The organism is Chryseotalea sp. WA131a (assembly GCA_025370075.1).
In the GTDB taxonomy this organism is placed as follows: domain Bacteria; phylum Bacteroidota; class Bacteroidia; order Cytophagales; family Cyclobacteriaceae; genus ELB16-189.
The window spans coordinates 2902561-2920527 of sequence record CP073016.1 but is presented as its reverse complement, the minus strand read 5'-3'; the positions used below and the strand labels follow the sequence as shown (position 1 = coordinate 2920527).

Sequence of the window (17967 nt, the reverse complement as noted above, 5' to 3'; positions counted from 1 at the left end):
TAAGAGAAACTAAATTCATCCATTACCCTAATTGAACGAATTTTGCGATAGTAAGGCCAACAAAAAAATACACTTTATCAGAAATTGTCTGTTAGCACCAATGAATTTACCCTTCCTCAAACCTTTCTTAAAAAAGCTCAAGAAGCTTGTTCTCATTCTCTTAATTGCTCAGCTCGTTTATATTGTTTTGTTGAAATGGGTCAACCCACCTATTACCATTACTCAGTTTACCAATTGGATGGAAGGCAATGGATTGAAAAGAGACTATATTTCATACAAAGAAATGTCGCCCAATATCAAGTTGGCGGTCATGGCATCCGAAGACCAGCTTTTCCCAGACCACAATGGGTTTGATGTTGAAAGCATTAAAAAAGCATGGAGTGAAAAAAGCAAGAAACGAAAGCGTGTTCGGGGCGCATCTACTATCAGCCAACAAGTGGCTAAAAATGTTTTTCTGTGGCAAGGCCGCAGTTGGGTGCGTAAAGGCTTGGAGGTATACTTTACATTTATGATTGAATTGATTTGGGGAAAGGAAAGGATTTTGGAAGTCTACTTGAATGTGGCCGAAATGGGAAAAGGGATTTTTGGTGTAGAAGCAGCTTCAAGAAATTACTTCAAAAAGCCTGCGAAAAAAATGACCCGTGCCGAAGCCGCCATGATTGCCGCCTGTCTGCCCAATCCTAAAAAGTTTCGTGTCCAACCACCATCTAACTACATCAGCAGAAGATATCCACAGATAATGGTTCAGATGAACAACATCGAACCCGATGAAGATATTCAAGAATTATTACAAGCCCCTTTAAAAAAGTAATTCGGTAGCGATGGCAATACCTGCCGCCAATACCGCAATGCCCATTTTCTTGGCGTTAAACTTATGGTCGGCACTGCTTTCAAAAACAATAGTAGTGGAGATGTGCAAGAAATTTCCCGTGACAACAGCAAACAGAATCATGAATGCTTGAGATGACATGATTTCGTTTACCACTAAATAATTGGATAGAAATAAACCTACTGGTGAAGCCGCAGAAAAAATCACCAACATCAGTATCGCTTTCGTTTTACTCTTCACATCACAAATCAATACCGACATCAAGGCAAATGCTTCAGGTGCCTTGTGCAGCAAAATACCCCAAAGCAATGTGTTGCTGGTATGGTGGTGATGACCAGACTGCCCATGGGCCAACATGCCCCCTTCTAAAAAAGCATGAACGCACAAGGCTACCAATACCCAAATGGCCGATAGCTCTTGATGATGCTTTTGTTCATGCACATGGATGTGCCCATGCTCCACACCAGATGATAGAAACTCTAACCCTTGCTGCAAGAAAAAACCAATCAATACGCAAACACCGAGCAAGGCAGGCTGCGCTGTTTGTGAAAACAAATCAGGAAAAATATGGACGATGGTGATGGAGAATAAATAAGAGCCTGCGAAAACAAGCCACAGTTTATAAGTGCCAGTATTTATTTTAGGAATGTAGAAGGCAACCGCTCCCGCACTGAGGGCAACGAAAAACAAAATTATAATTGAGGAGGTCATCTGTGCAATTAAAAATAAACTTAGCGGCTTTGCGTGAAAATGAATTGGTATTCTATTTGTCCTTTTTCAACGGGAGAACAATCCAATCCATATCATCTTTCTCTTCTATTACTATTCCCGAGGCTCTTCTTAGGTGCACCATCAAATCAATCATATCCAAAGCTCGCACGAGTGCCTCTTTTGGTGAAAGAGCTTTAAACATCTCTTTCTCGAAACGGTTTTTGTCTTCGATATTAGAATATAAAATGGGCTTTATCATTTATTAAAGATACAAGCTTCTCAGTTATTTTAGTATGCTATTTAAGTTCAATCAAATCCTTTATCCCCGGAGTAACATACGTCTCAATCTTTCCATCCGCAGAAGTATAAATAAAAAACACCTCCAACTCGGGGTGTTGTTTCAACAATTCAATAGCCGTCTCGTGCCCCATCACCATAAAAGCCGTGGCCCACGCATCTGCCGTGCTGGCATCTGCCGCAAACACCGATGAACTTAAAATCGCCCGCTCCGCTTGGTAGCCAGTCTTCGGGTCGATGGTATGAGAATATTTTTTGCCATCAATAATCCGGTAGTTAAAATAATTTCCAGAAGTAGTGAATGATTTATCCGTAAGCTTTACATACGCTTTAAAAAATAGACTGTCGCGTGTTGAGTTTGGGTCCAAAATCCCAAGCTCCCACGCTTTGCCCGATGATAAGTTCATTCCACAAGCCATACCTTCTCCACCTAACTCCACCAACATATTTTTAATTCCCTTCGCTTTCAAAAAATCTGTAACTACATCTGCACCATAGCCCTGACCGATGCCCCCAAAATCTAACTGTGCACGTGGATCGGTTTTCCAAACACTATCACTATTAAATTGAATTTTGTCCAATCCCACAAACTGCAATAACGAATCGATTTTTTGCTTAGTAGGAATGGGCTTGTCTTTCGCTTTGCCAAAACCCCACGCGTACACCAGCGGCATCACCGTTGGGTCAAACGCCCCATCTGATGCCCTCGAAACTTCTGTCGCCTTTTTTATGGGTGGCAACAAATACGGCAATTCAAATTTAAAACCCCTTGCTCCCTTGTTGAATCGAGATGCTTCCGATTCAGGGTCGTATGTATTGATCGACTTGTTCACCAACACTAGCAACGAATCAACGGAAGCTTTAAAATTTCTTTTTTGTTCGTCAAAGTATGTAATGTGATAGGTAGTGCCCATCGTGCTTCCTTCAATTTTCATCGGCTCGAGCTTCAGTGGCTGTTGCGATTTGCGCCACCACCAGATAGAAACAAAAACCACCAACAGCACCAGCGAATAGATTGCGTTCTTCTTTCGATTGTCCATTTATATTCAAGAATGAGCTTGCAAGTTAATTTTTTTAACTTTGATTTTTTATCAGTATTGGCGTCTTTGCGCCTTATGCAGCAAAAAAATATGCGAGAAGATTATTTAAAAGCCGATGGCGAAGGCCTTGACTCGGGAGAGCGTGATTTAGAGAAAGCATTGCGACCACTAGCCTTTGAAGATTTTAGCGGACAAAAGAAAGTAGTCGATAACATCAAAATATTTGTGCAGGCCGCCAAGCAACGCAGCGAGTCGCTTGACCATGTGCTGTTGCATGGCCCGCCCGGGTTGGGCAAAACCACGTTGTCGTTTATCATAGCAAACGAACTAGGCTCTCAAATCAAAATCACCTCTGGCCCTGTGCTGGATAAACCCAGCGACTTGGCCGGCCTTCTTACCAACTTAGAAACCAACGATGTATTGTTCATCGATGAAATCCATCGGCTCAACCCGATTGTGGAAGAATATCTCTACTCGGCCATGGAAGATTTCCGCATCGACATTATGCTCGATAGCGGCCCAAATGCCCGTTCGGTACAAATCAGTTTGAACCCGTTTACGTTGATTGGAGCCACCACACGCGCAGGCCTATTAACATCACCACTTCGCGCTCGCTTTGGCATCAATGCCCGATTAGAATATTACGACTCTTCGCTATTGACCAAAATTGTAAAGCGTTCCGCGGCCATCTTGGCTACGCCTATTGTGGACGATGCTGCGTATGAAATCGCCAGGCGCAGTCGGGGCACACCTCGTATTGCCAACAATCTACTCAAGCGCACCCGCGACTTTGCCCAGATAAAAGGAGATGGCACCATCACCAAAGCCATTGCTCAAATGGCACTCAGTGCATTGGATGTAGATGAGAACGGACTGGATGATATGGACAATCGCATCCTCACCACCATCATTGAAAAATTCAAAGGCGGCCCTGTAGGATTAACCACTATTGCCACGGCCGTAGGCGAAGAGGCGGAAACCATCGAAGAAATGTATGAGCCTTTCTTGATTCAAGAGGGGTATATCAAGCGAACCTCACGCGGCCGCGAGGCAACGGAGTTGGCCTACAAACACTTGAAGATTGTCATTCCTCCTTCGGCCAAAGGACCCGGGTTATTTGATTAAAGTCGTATATGAGTTCTAAAGTTTTTAAAAAAGATAACCTTGTAAGCGATGTTATTCAAATCGTGCATCAATCGAGAAATTTTGCTTACAGCGCAGTTAACTTTTCGATGGTGGTCGCTTATTGGAAAATCGGAGAGCGAATTGTGATTGAAGAACAAAAAGGCAACGTACGTGCAGTGTATGGGCAAGAGTTGTTGGCCAAATTGGCTGACCAGCTTACCAAAAAATTGGGGAAAGGTTATACCGAAAATAACCTTCGGTACATGCGTCAATTCTATCTTGCGTTTCCGATTCGTCACGCACTGCGTGACGAATCTTCTTCGGCAAAATCTTCTTCCCCAATTCGCCACCCACTGCGTGACGAATCTACTAATTGGTGCAAAGCGGTAGCCAAAGTTATTCGGCCAGAATTGACTTGGACGCACTATCGATTACTGTTAAAAGTTGAAAACAAAAGGGCTCGTCAATATTATATGGACGAGAGCGCCACTCAAAATTGGAGTACCCGAACACTAGAGAGGCAAATTAATACATTCACGTACGAGCGGATACTGTCTTCTAAGAATAAGAAAAAAGTAAAATCAGCTACCGATAAAAATGCAGAACTACCAAACGAACTTGATTTTATAAAAGACCCATACATACTTGAATTCTTACAAGTAAAGCCAAACGTAGATTTATTTGAAAGCACGCTGGAGAAGCTAATCATTGATAACATTCAGCAATTTTTGCTCGAGTTGGGAAAGGGTTTTTCTTTCATAGCACGGCAAAAACGTATTTCTGCTGAAGATGATCATTTTTATGTAGACCTAGTCTTTTACAATTACATACTAAAATGCTTTGTATTAATTGACTTAAAAATTGGAAAGCTTACCCACCAAGACATTGGTCAGATGGATTTGTATGTTCGCTACTTTGAAGAAGAAGTAAAACAATCAACGGACAACCCCACCATCGGAATCATTCTCTGTTCAGAGAAAAATGAAACGATTGTCAAGTACTCCATTCTAAAAGAAAACAAACGATTATTTGCCTCTAAATACAAATTATATTTACCTACGGAGGCAGAGTTAAAACGAGAGCTGCGGCTAGAAATCAAAAAATATAAAGAAAGCATTCGCTTATCAAAACGACATTGAACCATACAAAATCGGCAGAGTATTCTTCCTTAATAAAAAGGTACGCTTCCCAATTCGGCTTCAGTTTCTGCGGCATATCGAAGGCCGAGTTCTTAGAAGAAGAAGCACCACGGTTGGAAGAATGGCTCAAGCGAGGCTACCAAGGCAAAATGAGTTACCTCGAAAATCATTTTGATAAACGCCTAGACCCACGATTGCTAGTGCCGGAAGCAAAATCGGTGGTAAGTTTGGTTTACAATTATTTCCCAAAAAAGGACTTGTCGGCTATCTCTTCCGCGAAGGTAGAAAGTCCCTCCTCCAAAGCTTCAGAGGGTAAATTAAAAATCGCCAAATACGCTTACGGAGAAGACTACCACTTTGTTGTAAAGGAAAAGTTGAAAGAATTTTTAGCGTTGATTCAATCTGAAATTGGTGAGGTGAACGGCAGAGCGTTTGTCGATTCTGCCCCTGTGCATGAGCGTGCATGGGCAAAAAAATCGGGTATCGGTTGGGTTGGAAAAAATTCACTGTTGCTGAACCGCGAAGTGGGCAGCTTCTTTTTTTTGGCTGAACTGATTTTAGATTTAGAACTAGAACCCGATGGCCCTATCAAAGATTACTGCGGCACCTGCACAGCTTGTATGGATGCGTGCCCTACGGATGCTATTCCGCAACCTTATGTGGTAGATGGAAGCAAATGCATTTCGTATTTCACCATCGAGTTGAAAGAAGAAATCCCCACAGATGTAAAAGGCAAATTTGAAAACTGGATTTTTGGCTGCGACATTTGCCAAGACGTTTGCCCGTGGAATCGCTTTTCGAAACCACATGAAGAAAAAAAATTCTTTCCCCACCCCGATCTAGAAAAAATGACTCGTGCCGATTGGCAAGAAATCACCGAAGATGTTTTTGAAAAGCTCTTTAAAAAGTCGGCTGTTAGGCGAACCAAGCTAGGGGGCTTGAAAAGGAATATTAAATTTATTTCTCAGATCTGATTTTTTTCCCATGCGCTGCCCATCTACTTTTTTGTGGGAAGCTTTTCCTTCATTTCCTCTTTCTTCAGGTATCTTCCGTACCAATCCAAATACCTAACTAATCTATCTTTTTGGTAGCTCGGTACGCTTATGCCATGGTGTTGCCCTGGGTAAACTACAAATTGCGTGGGCACGCCCAACGACTTTAATGCTTGGTACATTTGTTCGCTGCCGGCCGCGGGCACATTAAAATCTTTTTCGCCCACCATATAAAGTGTTGGCGCTTTTATTTTTTCAACATTCAAAAATGGGTAGGATACCTTCATCCATTTATCCATATTTTTCCAAGGCACACCCAATTCACTTTCATACTGGGCAATGTATTGATCAGATCCATACATGGAAAGTTGCAGTGCACTTCCTGCCCCACTGGCCGCAGCCTTAAATCGCGGATCAGTAGCGGTTACATAATCGGTTAGAATACCACCGTAGCTCCAACCTCCAATACCAAGTTTGGTTTCATCTACTTTGCCGATTGATATCAAATGATTGACGGCTCCAATCAAATCCATTACTTCTTTATTTCCCCAATCAGCAAAAATAGCTTTGCTAAAAGCAAGTCCCCTGCCGCTGCTTCCGCGATAATTAACGGTAGCCACAGCATAACCTTGTGCCGCAAAAATTTGCGGAGTTAAATCAAAACCAAAATCGTCTTGTGCGGTTGGGCCTCCGTGTATCCACAAAAGCAAGGGCAATTTTTTATCTTTTGGTTGATTGGCTGGCCAGAAAAATAAACTATTAACTACTGTGCCGTCTTTGCTTTTAGATGAAAAACCTTCTACGCTAGCCAATGCCAATGGCTTCAAAAAGTCGTCATGCACATGCGTGATTCTGCGGATCGTTTCATTTTCGATTGCATAAATTTCATTGGGCGTATGAGGGTCGCTGGAAAGCGCAACCCAATTATTGGTTGAAGCTCGCTGCAGGCCACCAAACGTGCGATCATCCGCAGTTAATTTTTTCATGTTGCCATCCAAATCGAATGTCGATAGGTATGACCTGCGGTCGTCATCTACAATTACACAAATTGATTTACTATCGCTACTCCATCGAGGGGCCGATATATTTCGATCCAGTTTCGGGTTTAAGATTTTAGGAACTCCGCCATCAGCAGAAACCAATGCGAGTTGGCCTTGATCGTAGATATCGTATTCAGGTGTTTGCGATTTGAGATAGGCGATAAATTTTCCGTCCGGGCTCCAAGCAGGGCTATTGTCGGCATCTTGCCAAGTAGTAAGTTGTTTTAACGGAGCACTTTTTTTCGCTTCCATCACCCAGATGTCAGTATTTCCGTTTCGATCGGGGTCTGCACTTCGGTTGCTAACGAAGGCGATTTTTTTACCATCAGGAGACCATACGGGGTTACCTTCATCAAAGTCACCCTTCGTGAGGGTATCTAATTTTTTAGTCTCTACATCAAATAAATATAGGTGTGAGCGCTTTCGCTCCAAGTAGCCTCCAGCATCCGATTTGAAGTGATACCGATCAATCAAAATTGGTTTTGCTGATTTTTTCTTTTCCGCTTCCTCGCTCGATTCTTGATCTTGAATAACCAACACTATCTTTTTGGCATCGGGGCTCCAGACATAATCGTCAATACTATATTTCAAGTCAGTTAATTTTTCAGCTTCCCCACCGCGCCTATCCATTCGCCAAAGTTGCGATGACTTGGTTTCGTAACGCGATGAAAGAAAAGTCAAAAATTTTCCATCGGGCGACCATCGTGGACGGCTTTCGCTTTCTTTGCTTGCCGTGAGTTTAATCGATTCGGCTCCATCCCAGCTTACCATCCACACATCGGCATCTGATTTATCTTTTGCAGAGTCGGGAGTGGAAAGCACATAGGCTATCCATTTTCCATCAGTCGATACTTGTGGATCACTAACGGATTTTAACCGATATATGTCAGAAGGAGTGATGGCCCGCTGCGACAGTGAAGCAAGAGACGCAAAAAGACCAAGGCAAAACAACATTATTCTCATAAAGGAAAGATTAGGTGCTGAAAGATAACTATTGAACTTAATTTGACGAGGATTTTTTATTTCAATGGGAAGGGTGAGAAAACAAAAAACCCCGACAATGCGGGGTTTTCAAATGGTTTCTCACTAGAATTTTTTACGCAATCACAAAACATCGGTTTAAAATGGCCTGATGTTCACTCCCATAATTGGCATAGCACCAATTTCTGAGCTCCTGCAACTCTTCGGCTATCAGCATTTTGATAGCCTTGCGCAACTCTTTTTCGAAGAGTCGGGCATCAAAACTCACCCGGCTAAGGATGGTTTTAAAATAATTGAGCATTCTCATTCTTCAAAAAAACGTTTTTAGATTTTAATCTGAATTACAACGTGGAAAATAGCTGTAAGTTGCCCGCTTTTGGTAAACGATTACAACTAATTCGCTTGTTTCCGCGACATGAAAATACGAAAGGAGTTTTATAGTAGAAAGAAGATTTTACTTTTGTGTACGCAACAGGTTGCGGTGCTTATTGCAATGCGGAAATTTATGTGTAAAAGCCTATTTTGCCTCTTTATTCTTTTTGGATTTTTTGCCGGCCAAAGTCAAAATGTGCAAATTCAATTAGGCCCCGAGGAAATTGGGGAGAACCAGGCGTGGACTATTACCATTATTGTAAACAACGATCGACTTCGGAGCTATGATAACTTTCCGGATATTGACGGTTTCCATAAGCGGGGCACTTCTTCCTCCTCGCAAACCAGCATTATTAACGGCCAGATGAGTTCTTCGCAAAGTATTATCATGACGTACGTGCCTACTAAACAAGGTATTGTGAACGTGCCACCCTTCAAAATGAAGGTGAACGACCAACTCTATAATGTAAATGGAAGGCGAGTGAAAGTGGGACCACCGGTGCAAGTTCAGCAAAATGATCCCTTTCGGAGTTTGTTTGATCGCGACCCTGCGGATGATTTTTTTAATAGGGGCACGCCCGAATTTGTGGATGTAAAAGAAGAAGCCCAACTGGCATTAACGGTAAGCAGCGATGAGGTGTATGTGGGCGAAGGGTTTACGGCTACACTTTCTTTTTTGGTGGCAGAAAACAACAGAGCACCTATGCAGTTTCACGATTTGGGCAAACAGTTGGCTGATATTTTGAAGAAGATAAAACCAGCCACTTGCTGGGAAGAAAATTTTAACATCGAAAGTATCGAAGGAGAGTCCATCACGATCAACGGTAAAAACTACACACAATACAAAATTTATCAAGCCGCTTTCTACCCACTGAACGCCCAGCCGGTGGTTTTTCCGAGCGTAGGTTTAGAGATGATCAAATTTAAGGTGGCGAAAAACCCTTCCTTCTTTGGGCAAAATCGGCAAGAAGATTTTAAAACATTTTACTCAAAGCCACGCACTGTAAAGGTGAAGGACCTCCCTCCGCACCCCCTCCGCGACCAAGTGGCCGTGGGGCAATATCAGTTGCAAGAGCGAATTGGCACCAACGAAATGGAAACGGGGCAGAGTGTGGTGTACGATTTCAATATTTATGGCGAGGGAAATATTTCGAGTATCGAAAAACCAAAAGTGGAGAACAACCAAAGCTTTGATTTTTATGAACCCAATGTAAAGCAAAGTATCAATCGCGATAATGGCCGTGTAACCGGCACAAAATCGTTCAGTTACTTTATGATCCCCAAAGAGCCGGGCACATTTGCCATGAAGGATTATTTCAAATGGGTATTTTTCAACCCTAAAACCAAAAAGTATGACACCCTGCAATCTAATCAGACAGTGAACGTGATTGGTGAAAGTCAAAAAAATCAATCCATCGAAAGCAACGACTTGGGTTCATTCTATGATCGAGCCGATGCAACAGACAATCAGTTGAAGTCGATGGCTACTACTAATTGGATCAAAATCGCGATCAATATCTTTATTGGCCTCATGCTACTTGCTGCTGCTTATTTAGTATTCAAAAAGTAATTACTACTTTTCACTTTCATGGGCAATTCATATGGTACTCTTTTTAAGATTTCAACATTTGGCGAAAGCCACGGCTTAGCCATTGGTGTGGTGATTGATGGTTGCCCAGCTGGCTTAGCAATAGACGAAGCATTTATTCAAACCGAATTGAGCAGACGCAAGCCAGGCCAATCAAAAATAACTACTCAGCGAAAGGAAGAAGACACATTTAAAATCCTTTCTGGTGTGTTTGAAGGGAAAAGCACAGGTGCACCCATTGCCATTGTGATTGAAAACCAAGATCAACGAAGCAAAGATTATAGTCACATTGAAAATACGTTTCGCCCGTCTCATGCTGACTTTACTTATCAAGAGAAGTATGGAATTCGCGATCATCGAGGCGGTGGCAGGAGTTCGGCCAGAGAGACCGCTGCACGAGTGGCAGCCGGGGCAATTGCTAAGTTGTTGTTGAAGCAGTATTCAATTGAGATTAATGCGTTTGTCTCGCAAGTCGGTGAATTGAAGGCACCACATTATTCTTTACTTGATTTTTCTAAAACCGAAGACAATATTGTCCGTTGCCCAGATCCCGCTATGGCGGAAAAAATGATTGCGTTGATAGATCAAGTTCGGTTAGACCGAGATACTATCGGTGGGATTGTTACCTGTGTTATCAAAAACACGCCTGTTGGCTTGGGCGAACCCGTGTTTGATAAACTTCATGCCGAATTAGGCAAGGCCATGTTGAGTATTAACGCAGTGAAAGGGTTTGAATATGGCAGTGGGTTTGAAGGCGTGCAGCTTCGCGGCTCCCAGCACAACGATGAGTTTTACAATGATCAGGGAAAAATAAGAACCAAGACAAACCATTCTGGTGGCGTGCAAGGCGGCATTAGCAATGGAGAAGATATTTATTTTAATGTAGCGTTTAAGCCCGTGGCTACCATTATGCAGGATCAACAAACCGTTGACAAGGAAGGTAACGATGCTACGGTTTCGGGCAAAGGAAGACACGACCCCTGTGTGGTGCCGCGCGCTGTGCCCATTGTGGAGGCCATGGCAGCGTTGGTGTTGGTCGATTTCTTGTTGAGAAACCAAGTCTCTAAAATTTAGCATCATGTTAATTTTGTAAAGATTGTTCTTCGGTGGCATAAGAAAAAAATGTAACTTTCAAGTATGATTCCACCAATCATCTCAGCTCCACGTACGATGATGCAAGTTTTTGACATGCTTCCTGAAGGCACATTGGCTGAGTTGATCAATAACCATTTGTATATGTCACCCAGCCCAAAAGCAAGGCATCAACGTTTGCTCACTCAACTGGTAATCAAAATAGGAAATCATATAGAGTCTATGAATTTGGGAGAACTGTATGTTGCTCCTTTCGATGTTTATCTTGATAATGAACAAAATGCAGTTCAACCTGATATTATCTTTGTTTCAACTGAAAATTCATCTATCGTAGACGATGATGATGTAATTCATGGCGTTCCCGATTTAATTATTGAAATTCTATCTCCTGGAAATCCAGATCACGATAAAGTGATCAAAAAAAATCTGTACGAGCATTTTGGCGTCAAAGAATACTGGATTATTGATCCTGCAACAAAAGAAACTACCGGGTACCAATGGCAAAACGGAAGCTATCTAGAACTCAAATCCCTTAAAGGTACAATTGACTCCAAATTGCTGAAAAAAGTAATCGAGTTTTGATTTTGCCTTAAATGCTTCAAGACTACCTCAAAAAAATAGCCGACACTACCGCCCAAGGCGATGCCCGCGAAGAAAGCTATTATGGCAATTTAGCTTCGCTTATTGAGGCTTTTGCCGAAAGCATTGGGCGAAAGAAAATCCAGATCACAATATTGCCCAAGAAAACCGAGGCGGGTAATCCCGACTTTCGTATTTGGGATGGGCAGCAAAGCATAGTAGGTTATATCGAAGCTAAGAAACCGGGCGAAAACCTCGATGTGATTGAAGATGGAATTCAACTAAAGCGCTATCGCGGAGTATTTCCAAATTTAATCTTGACAGATTTTTATGAGTTTAGGCTTTACCGAAATGGCCAGTTGATCGACAAGGTCTCCATTGGCCGCCCGTTTATTGCAAAAAAATTAAAGAGCGTTCCGCCTGTTGAAAATGAAGAGAAATTTCTGGCGCTCCTTAACAAATATTTTTCTTTTACACTCCCCAAAGTATTTACTGCGGAATCGCTTGCTAGCGAATTGGCCAAGCGAACTCGCTTCTTGCGCGATGAGGTAGTAACTATTGAACTAGAGGAAGAGCAAAAAGGCAAAGGGCCGCTTTACGGATTTTACACCGCGTTCAAAAAATACCTGATTGCCGACTTAAAAGAAGATGGCTTTGCCGACATCTATAGCCAGACCATTACCTACGGTTTGTTTGCTGCTCGTACCCGAGCGAATGGAAAGTTCAATCGAAAATTGGCGTTTGATTTAATCCCTCAAACCATTGGCATTTTGCGCGATGTGTTTCAGTTTATATCGCTTGGCAAAAAGTTACCGGTGGGCATGGAGGTAGCCATTGACGATATTGCCGAAGTGCTGCAAGCTGCGGATGTAAGCAGCATTTTGCATGAGTATTACCGAAAGGGCAAGGGCGAAGACCCCATCGTTCACTTCTACGAAACGTTTCTAAATATTTACGACCCCGCAACCCGCGAAAAGCGCGGTGTGTACTACACGCCTGAGCCTGTAGTAAAATACATTGTGCGCGCCATCCACGATTTATTGAAAACCCATTTCGATTTGCATGATGGCCTGGCCAGCAAAGAAGTAACGCTGCTAGACCCTGCTGGCGGCACGCTCACGTTCCCAGCCGAAGCCATTAAGTTGGCCGTGAAAGAATTTACAAGCAAGTATGGCGATGGCGGCCTAAACCAATTCTTCCAAAACCACATACTTAAACACTACTTTGCTTTTGAGCTAATGATGGCTCCCTACGCCATTGGTCATATAAAAATTGCTTTTTTGTTGGAAGAGCTGGGCTACAAAATGAAGGACGGTGATCGCTTCAATTTGTTTCTTACCAACACGCTTGATATGGAAGATTTGGCGCAGACCGAAATACCTGGCCTGGAAAGTTTGAGTGACGAAAGCCACCAAGCCGGTAAAGTAAAACGCCACGACCCAATTCTGGTGATACTGGGCAACCCACCCTACAGCGGCCACTCAGCTACTAAAAATGATTGGACAGAAAAGTTATTGAAAGAGGATATTGACGGAGCGCAGAGCTATTACAAAGTTGATGGCGAGCCGCTCGGAGAAAAAAATCCCAAATGGTTGCAAGACGATTACGTTAAGTTCCTCCGCTTTTCGCAATGGAAAATACATAAAGCGGGGCATGGTATTGTAGGCATGATTACCAATCACAGTTATTTGGATAACCCCACGTTCCGCGGAATGCGCCAAAGTTTGATGAACACCTTCAATGAAATTTACATCATTGATTTGCACGGCAACGGCCTAAAAAAAGAAACCACCCCAGAAGGCGGCAAAGACGAAAACGTGTTTGATATACGCCAAGGTGTTTCAATTTTCATTGGCATAAAAGAGAAAGACAAAAAAGGTTGTAAAGTTTTTGCCGATGATTTATTCGGCTTGCGCAAAGAAAAATACGGTTGGCTTGAGGATGCAAAATTCTCAAAAAAAAATTACGAAGTAGTAAAGCCAACAAATCCTTCTTATTTTTTAAAAAAGGACAACACGAAAGATATTAAAGAGTTCTTAGAGTGGCCTTTACTTGACAGTATTTTTCCGATTTATAATACTGGAATTGTCACAAAAAGAGATGGATTAGCAATAGCTCCCGAAAAGAACGAGCTACTAAACAAGATAAGTACTTTTAAAAATAAAACCCTTAGTGATGAAGAGGTTTCAAACATATTTAACCTCCCATTGAAAGATAACGATAAATGGGATATCGCTAAATCACGTGCGGAGCTAACTAAAGAGGTAAATCTAGTTGATTTTGTTAAGCCTATTTCATATCGACCATTTCAGACGGCTCAAATTTTTTATCATGATTATATAGTTGCGCGTAAGGTTGAATCGGTAATGTCAAATATGCTGAATAATAATTTAGGGTTAGTAAGTGGAAAAAATTGGGCTTCTGTAGGTTCGAAGGTTTATGATTTGGCTTTCATAACTGAAAACATCATTGATTTAAACTTCTATCGAAGAGGAGGTACTGTGCTATTCCCTCTTTACATATACAAAAAGGAAGATAAAAGAAAAATTGCTCATAGCATGATGCTTTTTGAGCCTGAAGAAAAATACGGAAGTGACGGAAAACGTCCAAACATTAGCAAAATCATTACCGAACACCTATCGATTTCTTATAAAAAGAAATTTGGATCAAGAGAATTAACGCCTGAGCATATACTTCATTACTGCTACGGAATTTTGCATTGTAATTTTTATCGTGATACGTATGCTGAATTCTTAAAATTTGATTTCCCGCGTATACCTTTTACCGGGAATCATAAGTTATTTTTGCGAATAGCGGAATTGGGCAATGAGCTTGTTCATCTTCATCTGGTAAAGCATAAATCTATCAGCAAAACTGTAGCAAAGTATAGAGGAAAGGGGGATGATAAAATTTTGAAATTGAAATATGACGAAGAAAATAGTTTTCTATATATTAATGAAAGAAATTATTTCGAGGGAATTTCTAATGAGGTTTGGAATTATACTGTGGGTGGATACCAAGTATTGGATAAGTATCTAAAAGGTATAGAGGATAAATTGATGAAAGACCCGGCTCTTTTTTGTAAAGTTATTGCAGCAATAACACATACGATTGAAATTCAACAAAAACTGGATTCACTATTTAAGCAAATCGAATTCATAAAAATTAAACTATGAAAGAAACATTAAGAACTGCAGGCTACATGTATTTAAAATACTTAGGATACCACCAGCACTTACTCCTAAATGTTGACACAAATATTAAAGAAGTATTCATTTCAAACAAGAATCACGCATCATGGGGTTTGATTTACAAAAATACTCATCTAGAATTTGCTTCAAGTTTGGCGGCTATCAGGTAATGGAAAAATACTTGAAAGACCGTAAAGGCCGCCTGATGTAAGACCCTGCCCACTATTGCAAAATGGCCACCTCAATAAAAGAAACCATTGAACTTCAACTCAAAATAGACTCTTTGTTCATCACAGTTGAAAAAACTGTACTACCTTAATGATTTATGGAAAGTCCGCAACCAAAAACCAAAAGCCGTCTTACCCTCTACATTATCATCGCCTTGTTTGTGGGCATTGGCTTAGGCTTTGCCCTCAACAAAAGCTATGTAGCCGATGAAAATAAAAAGCTTGAATCCATCGAGGTAAACATTCAGCAAATTCAGCATCAGCTATCACAATCAAAAGATAGCCTAGCTTCAATACAATTAGAACAAAAAAAGAAATCTATCACAAAAGAGCGAAGTGCCATCATCGCAGCCCGCGATAAAAAGGTTGAACCGTTTTCTGTTCTTGCCGATATCTTTCTGAGGCTGATTAAAATGATTGTCGCACCGTTAGTGTTTACAACATTGGTGGTTGGGGTGGCCAAGTTGGGCGATATCAATTCGGTAGGACGGATTGGCGGCAAAACATTGCTGTGGTTTGTGGGTGCCTCGCTCACCAGCCTTTTGTTGGGGATGATTTTAGTAAACATTTTTCAGCCGGGCATTGCCATGAAGTTGCCGTTGCCCGATGCAGGAACCGACATCGGCTTGGCACATAACAGTCTATCACTAAATGATTTTTTGTATCACGTTTTCCCTGCCAGTGTAATTGATGCAATGGCCAAAAATGAAATTCTCCAAATCGTGGTGTTCTCTCTTTTCTTTGGCGTAGCTACTGCGGCTATTGGCGAACAAGGAAAAATCGTAATCAAAGCAATGGATGCGATCGCTCATGTGATTCTTAAAGTAACGGGTTATGTCATGAATTTCGCACCCGTGGCTGTGTTCGGTGCCATGACAGCCATCATTGCCAAGCAAGGATTGGGCATTCTTAAAACGTATTCCATTTTCATCACTGAATTTTATTCGGGCTTGTTGATTTTGTGGATTGTGCTCGCGTTGGCAGGCGCGCTGATCATTGGCAAGCGCGTGATTGAGTTGCTTCGAAAAATGCGTGAGCCCATTTTACTTGCCTTTAGCACCAGCAGTAGCGAAGCTGCTTTTCCAAAAACGATGGAGCTATTGCAAAAGTTTGGTTGCAAAGATAAGATCGTGAGTTTTGTACTGCCACTGGGCTATTCATTCAATTTGGATGGCAGCATGATGTACATGACGTTCGCCTCGTTGTTCATCGCACAATCGTACGGAATTGATCTTCCTCTTTCAACACAGATCAGCATGTTGTTGGTGCTAATGCTCACCAGCAAAGGAATTGCGGGAGTTCCACGCGCTTCGTTGGTGGTGATTGCGGGAACATTAACCACCTTCAATATTCCTGAGGCAGGCCTTGCGTTGCTTTTGGGTATAGATCCGCTTCTTGACATGGGTCGCAGTGCCACCAATGTGGTGGGCAATAGCATTGCCACGGCCGTGGTCAGTAAGTGGGAAAACTCACTTGTAGAGGCAGAAAAATCATCATAACTTATTGACTATCAAATTACTTTGCAATTTGGGAATTTAATTCCCAAATTGCATGAATGATTGCTAGACAAGCATCTGTTTTGCTGCAGGAGATTGCTGCTTCCTTTAAAGCCATAGCGATCACAGGGCCTCGTCAGAGTGGAAAAACCACCTTGACAAAATCATTCTTTCCTGATAAGCCATACATCACTCTTGAAAATCCGACCGACAGAAATTTGGCGTTGGCCGATCCTGTAAGGTTTTTGGCTTCCTTACCACAAGGCGCAATATTAGATGAGGTACAAAAAGCCCCTGAACTGTTTTCTTACCTGCAAGGCATTTTAGATTCAAGCGATGAAAGGGGAAAATTTGTGCTTACCGGCTCAAACAATTTTTTATTGCTTGAATCTATTTCCCAATCGCTGGCCGGAAGGGTTGGCTACCTAGATTTACTACCATTCTCTATCCACGAAAGTGAAATGTGTCCACTACCACCACGAACCGTTGAGGAAAATATTTTTTTAGGTGGCTATCCCTCTGTTGTGCATGATCGAACAAACCCCGAGATTTGGTTTGCTAGCTATGTGCGCACGTACGTAGAGCGCGATGTGAGATTGGTAAAAAATATTTCCGACCTAACCACCTTTCAACGATTTCTATTTCTTTGTGCAGGACGCATCGGACAGCAAATCAATTTAACTAACCTTGCTAACGAGACGGGTGTTGACCACAAAACGGTTCAATCGTGGCTGGGTGTTTTGCAGGCAAGTTATATTGTGCACACCCTACCACCCTATTACAAAAACTTCAATAAGCGATTGATAAAATCATCGAAACTCTATTTTTATGATACAGGGTTGGCTTGTTATTTATTGGGCATCAAAAACTCGAATGAATTAACCAATCATGGTTATCGCGGAGCTTTGTTTGAAAATTTTATTGTGATTGAGTTGTTGAAGAACCGATACAACAAAGGCCTGCGTAGCAACCTTTATTATTGGCGTGACAGTAGCGGTAACGAAGTAGACATTCTGATTGACAACGGAAGTACGCAAATTCCGGTGGAGATAAAGTCAGCCGCCACACTTAATATGGATTTTTTTAAAGGCTTGAATTATTGGGAGAAATTAACAGGGCAGATTGGCGGGCAATTGGTGTATTCTGGAGAAGCAGGAAAGAACTATAAAGAATTTAGCGTTCACAATTGGAAAGGCATTGGTAACCTATAAAAATTCAGTGACTTTCTTCCAGCTTAATTTTAGTCCAAAAGATTTCCGTTATTTGCC

16 protein-coding genes are annotated in these 17967 nt (G+C 41.9%); 11 read left to right on the top strand and 5 right to left on the bottom strand.

Annotation, left to right across the window (positions count from 1 at the left end):
• Positions 1-100: 100 nt before the first annotated feature.
• Entirely contained in the window at positions 101-811 is a 711-nt protein-coding gene (gene mtgA, locus KA713_13400) for a monofunctional biosynthetic peptidoglycan transglycosylase (protein ID UXE65467.1), read from the top strand.
• Here the strand turns inward: mtgA and KA713_13395 are convergent.
• From KA713_13395 to KA713_13385, 3 genes are read right to left on the bottom strand one after another with little or no spacing between them, the layout of a single operon-like run.
• A complete protein-coding gene (locus KA713_13395; GenBank protein UXE65466.1) occupies positions 800-1540 on the bottom strand; it encodes a ZIP family metal transporter in 741 nt (246 codons plus the stop codon). The two genes, mtgA and KA713_13395, sit on opposite strands and share 12 nt — an antisense overlap.
• Before the next feature lie 52 nt (positions 1541-1592).
• The gene (locus KA713_13390) at positions 1593-1799 is read right to left on the bottom strand and encodes a hypothetical protein (protein ID UXE65465.1); all 207 of its coding nucleotides are present in this window, start codon (positions 1797-1799) and stop codon (positions 1593-1595) included.
• Positions 1800-1836: 37 nt separating this feature from the next.
• Positions 1837-2877: an FAD:protein FMN transferase gene (locus KA713_13385; protein UXE65464.1), complete on the bottom strand. Its 1041-nt coding sequence runs from the start codon at positions 2875-2877 to the stop codon at positions 1837-1839.
• Positions 2878-2967: 90 nt separating this feature from the next.
• Here KA713_13385 and ruvB point away from each other — a divergent pair, with 90 nt between their 5' ends.
• The 3 genes from ruvB to queG are packed head-to-tail and all read left to right on the top strand — an operon-like array spanning position 2968 to position 6115.
• Positions 2968-4002: a Holliday junction branch migration DNA helicase RuvB gene (gene ruvB, locus KA713_13380; GenBank protein UXE65463.1), complete on the top strand. Its 1035-nt coding sequence runs from the start codon at positions 2968-2970 to the stop codon at positions 4000-4002.
• A gap of 8 nt (positions 4003-4010) precedes the next feature.
• Positions 4011-5141 (top strand): DUF1016 family protein, encoded by a 1131-nt coding sequence (locus tag KA713_13375; protein ID UXE65462.1) that lies wholly within the window; start codon positions 4011-4013, stop codon positions 5139-5141.
• Positions 5138-6115: a tRNA epoxyqueuosine(34) reductase QueG gene (queG, locus tag KA713_13370; protein UXE65461.1), complete on the top strand. Its 978-nt coding sequence runs from the start codon at positions 5138-5140 to the stop codon at positions 6113-6115. Before KA713_13375 ends, queG begins: the two co-directional genes overlap by 4 nt.
• Positions 6116-6138: 23 nt before the next feature.
• Here the strand turns inward: queG and KA713_13365 are convergent, their stop codons facing one another.
• Both KA713_13365 and KA713_13360 read right to left on the bottom strand, forming a co-directional pair.
• Positions 6139-8136: a S9 family peptidase gene (locus tag KA713_13365; GenBank protein ID UXE65460.1), complete on the bottom strand. Its 1998-nt coding sequence runs from the start codon at positions 8134-8136 to the stop codon at positions 6139-6141.
• A gap of 133 nt (positions 8137-8269) precedes the next feature.
• Complete coding sequence (locus KA713_13360; protein ID UXE69130.1) at positions 8270-8455, bottom strand: hypothetical protein; 186 nt, start codon at positions 8453-8455, stop codon at positions 8270-8272.
• 204 nt (positions 8456-8659) lie between these two features.
• Between KA713_13360 and KA713_13355 the strand changes: the two genes are divergently transcribed.
• From KA713_13355 to KA713_13325, 7 genes are all read left to right on the top strand, one after another.
• Positions 8660-10096, top strand: coding sequence for a BatD family protein (locus tag KA713_13355; protein UXE65459.1), 1437 nt, complete (start codon positions 8660-8662; stop codon positions 10094-10096).
• 18 nt (positions 10097-10114) lie between these two features.
• Positions 10115-11188, top strand: coding sequence for a chorismate synthase (gene aroC, locus KA713_13350; GenBank protein UXE65458.1), 1074 nt, complete (start codon positions 10115-10117; stop codon positions 11186-11188).
• 63 nt (positions 11189-11251) lie between these two features.
• A complete protein-coding gene (locus tag KA713_13345; GenBank protein ID UXE65457.1) occupies positions 11252-11788 on the top strand; it encodes a Uma2 family endonuclease in 537 nt (178 codons plus the stop codon).
• An 11-nt stretch (positions 11789-11799) separates the two neighbouring features.
• Positions 11800-14961 carry an N-6 DNA methylase gene (locus KA713_13340; GenBank protein ID UXE65456.1) on the top strand — a complete coding sequence of 1054 codons (3162 nt, stop codon included), beginning with the start codon at positions 11800-11802 and terminating at the stop codon, positions 14959-14961.
• Complete coding sequence (locus tag KA713_13335; protein ID UXE65455.1) at positions 14958-15146, top strand: hypothetical protein; 189 nt, start codon at positions 14958-14960, stop codon at positions 15144-15146. Before KA713_13340 ends, KA713_13335 begins: the two co-directional genes overlap by 4 nt.
• 155 nt (positions 15147-15301) lie before the next feature.
• The gene (locus KA713_13330) at positions 15302-16702 is read left to right on the top strand and encodes a dicarboxylate/amino acid:cation symporter (protein UXE65454.1); all 1401 of its coding nucleotides are present in this window, start codon (positions 15302-15304) and stop codon (positions 16700-16702) included.
• A gap of 56 nt (positions 16703-16758) precedes the next feature.
• Positions 16759-17910, top strand: coding sequence for an ATP-binding protein (locus KA713_13325; protein ID UXE65453.1), 1152 nt, complete (start codon positions 16759-16761; stop codon positions 17908-17910).
• Positions 17911-17967 lie beyond the last annotated feature (57 nt).

Bases quoted from the DNA above. Each gene is read 5' to 3' on its own strand.
- mtgA (UXE65467.1), top strand. From the start codon at position 101: ATGAATTTACCCTTCCTCAAACCTTTCTTAAAAAAGCTCAAGAAGCTT.
- KA713_13345 (UXE65457.1), top strand. From the start codon at position 11,252: ATGATTCCACCAATCATCTCAGCTCCACGTACGATGATGCAAGTTTTT.
- KA713_13335 (UXE65455.1), top strand. From the start codon at position 14,958: ATGAAAGAAACATTAAGAACTGCAGGCTACATGTATTTAAAATACTTA.
- KA713_13385 (UXE65464.1), bottom strand. From the start codon at position 2,877: ATGGACAATCGAAAGAAGAACGCAATCTATTCGCTGGTGCTGTTGGTG.
- KA713_13330 (UXE65454.1), top strand. From the start codon at position 15,302: ATGGAAAGTCCGCAACCAAAAACCAAAAGCCGTCTTACCCTCTACATT.
- KA713_13360 (UXE69130.1), bottom strand. From the start codon at position 8,455: ATGCTCAATTATTTTAAAACCATCCTTAGCCGGGTGAGTTTTGATGCC.
- KA713_13395 (UXE65466.1), bottom strand. From the start codon at position 1,540: ATGACCTCCTCAATTATAATTTTGTTTTTCGTTGCCCTCAGTGCGGGA.
- KA713_13365 (UXE65460.1), bottom strand. From the start codon at position 8,136: ATGAGAATAATGTTGTTTTGCCTTGGTCTTTTTGCGTCTCTTGCTTCA.
- KA713_13325 (UXE65453.1), top strand. From the start codon at position 16,759: ATGATTGCTAGACAAGCATCTGTTTTGCTGCAGGAGATTGCTGCTTCC.
- KA713_13340 (UXE65456.1), top strand. From the start codon at position 11,800: ATGCTTCAAGACTACCTCAAAAAAATAGCCGACACTACCGCCCAAGGC.
- aroC (UXE65458.1), top strand. From the start codon at position 10,115: ATGGGCAATTCATATGGTACTCTTTTTAAGATTTCAACATTTGGCGAA.
- ruvB (UXE65463.1), top strand. From the start codon at position 2,968: ATGCGAGAAGATTATTTAAAAGCCGATGGCGAAGGCCTTGACTCGGGA.
- KA713_13390 (UXE65465.1), bottom strand. From the start codon at position 1,799: ATGATAAAGCCCATTTTATATTCTAATATCGAAGACAAAAACCGTTTC.
- KA713_13355 (UXE65459.1), top strand. From the start codon at position 8,660: ATGTGTAAAAGCCTATTTTGCCTCTTTATTCTTTTTGGATTTTTTGCC.
- KA713_13375 (UXE65462.1), top strand. From the start codon at position 4,011: ATGAGTTCTAAAGTTTTTAAAAAAGATAACCTTGTAAGCGATGTTATT.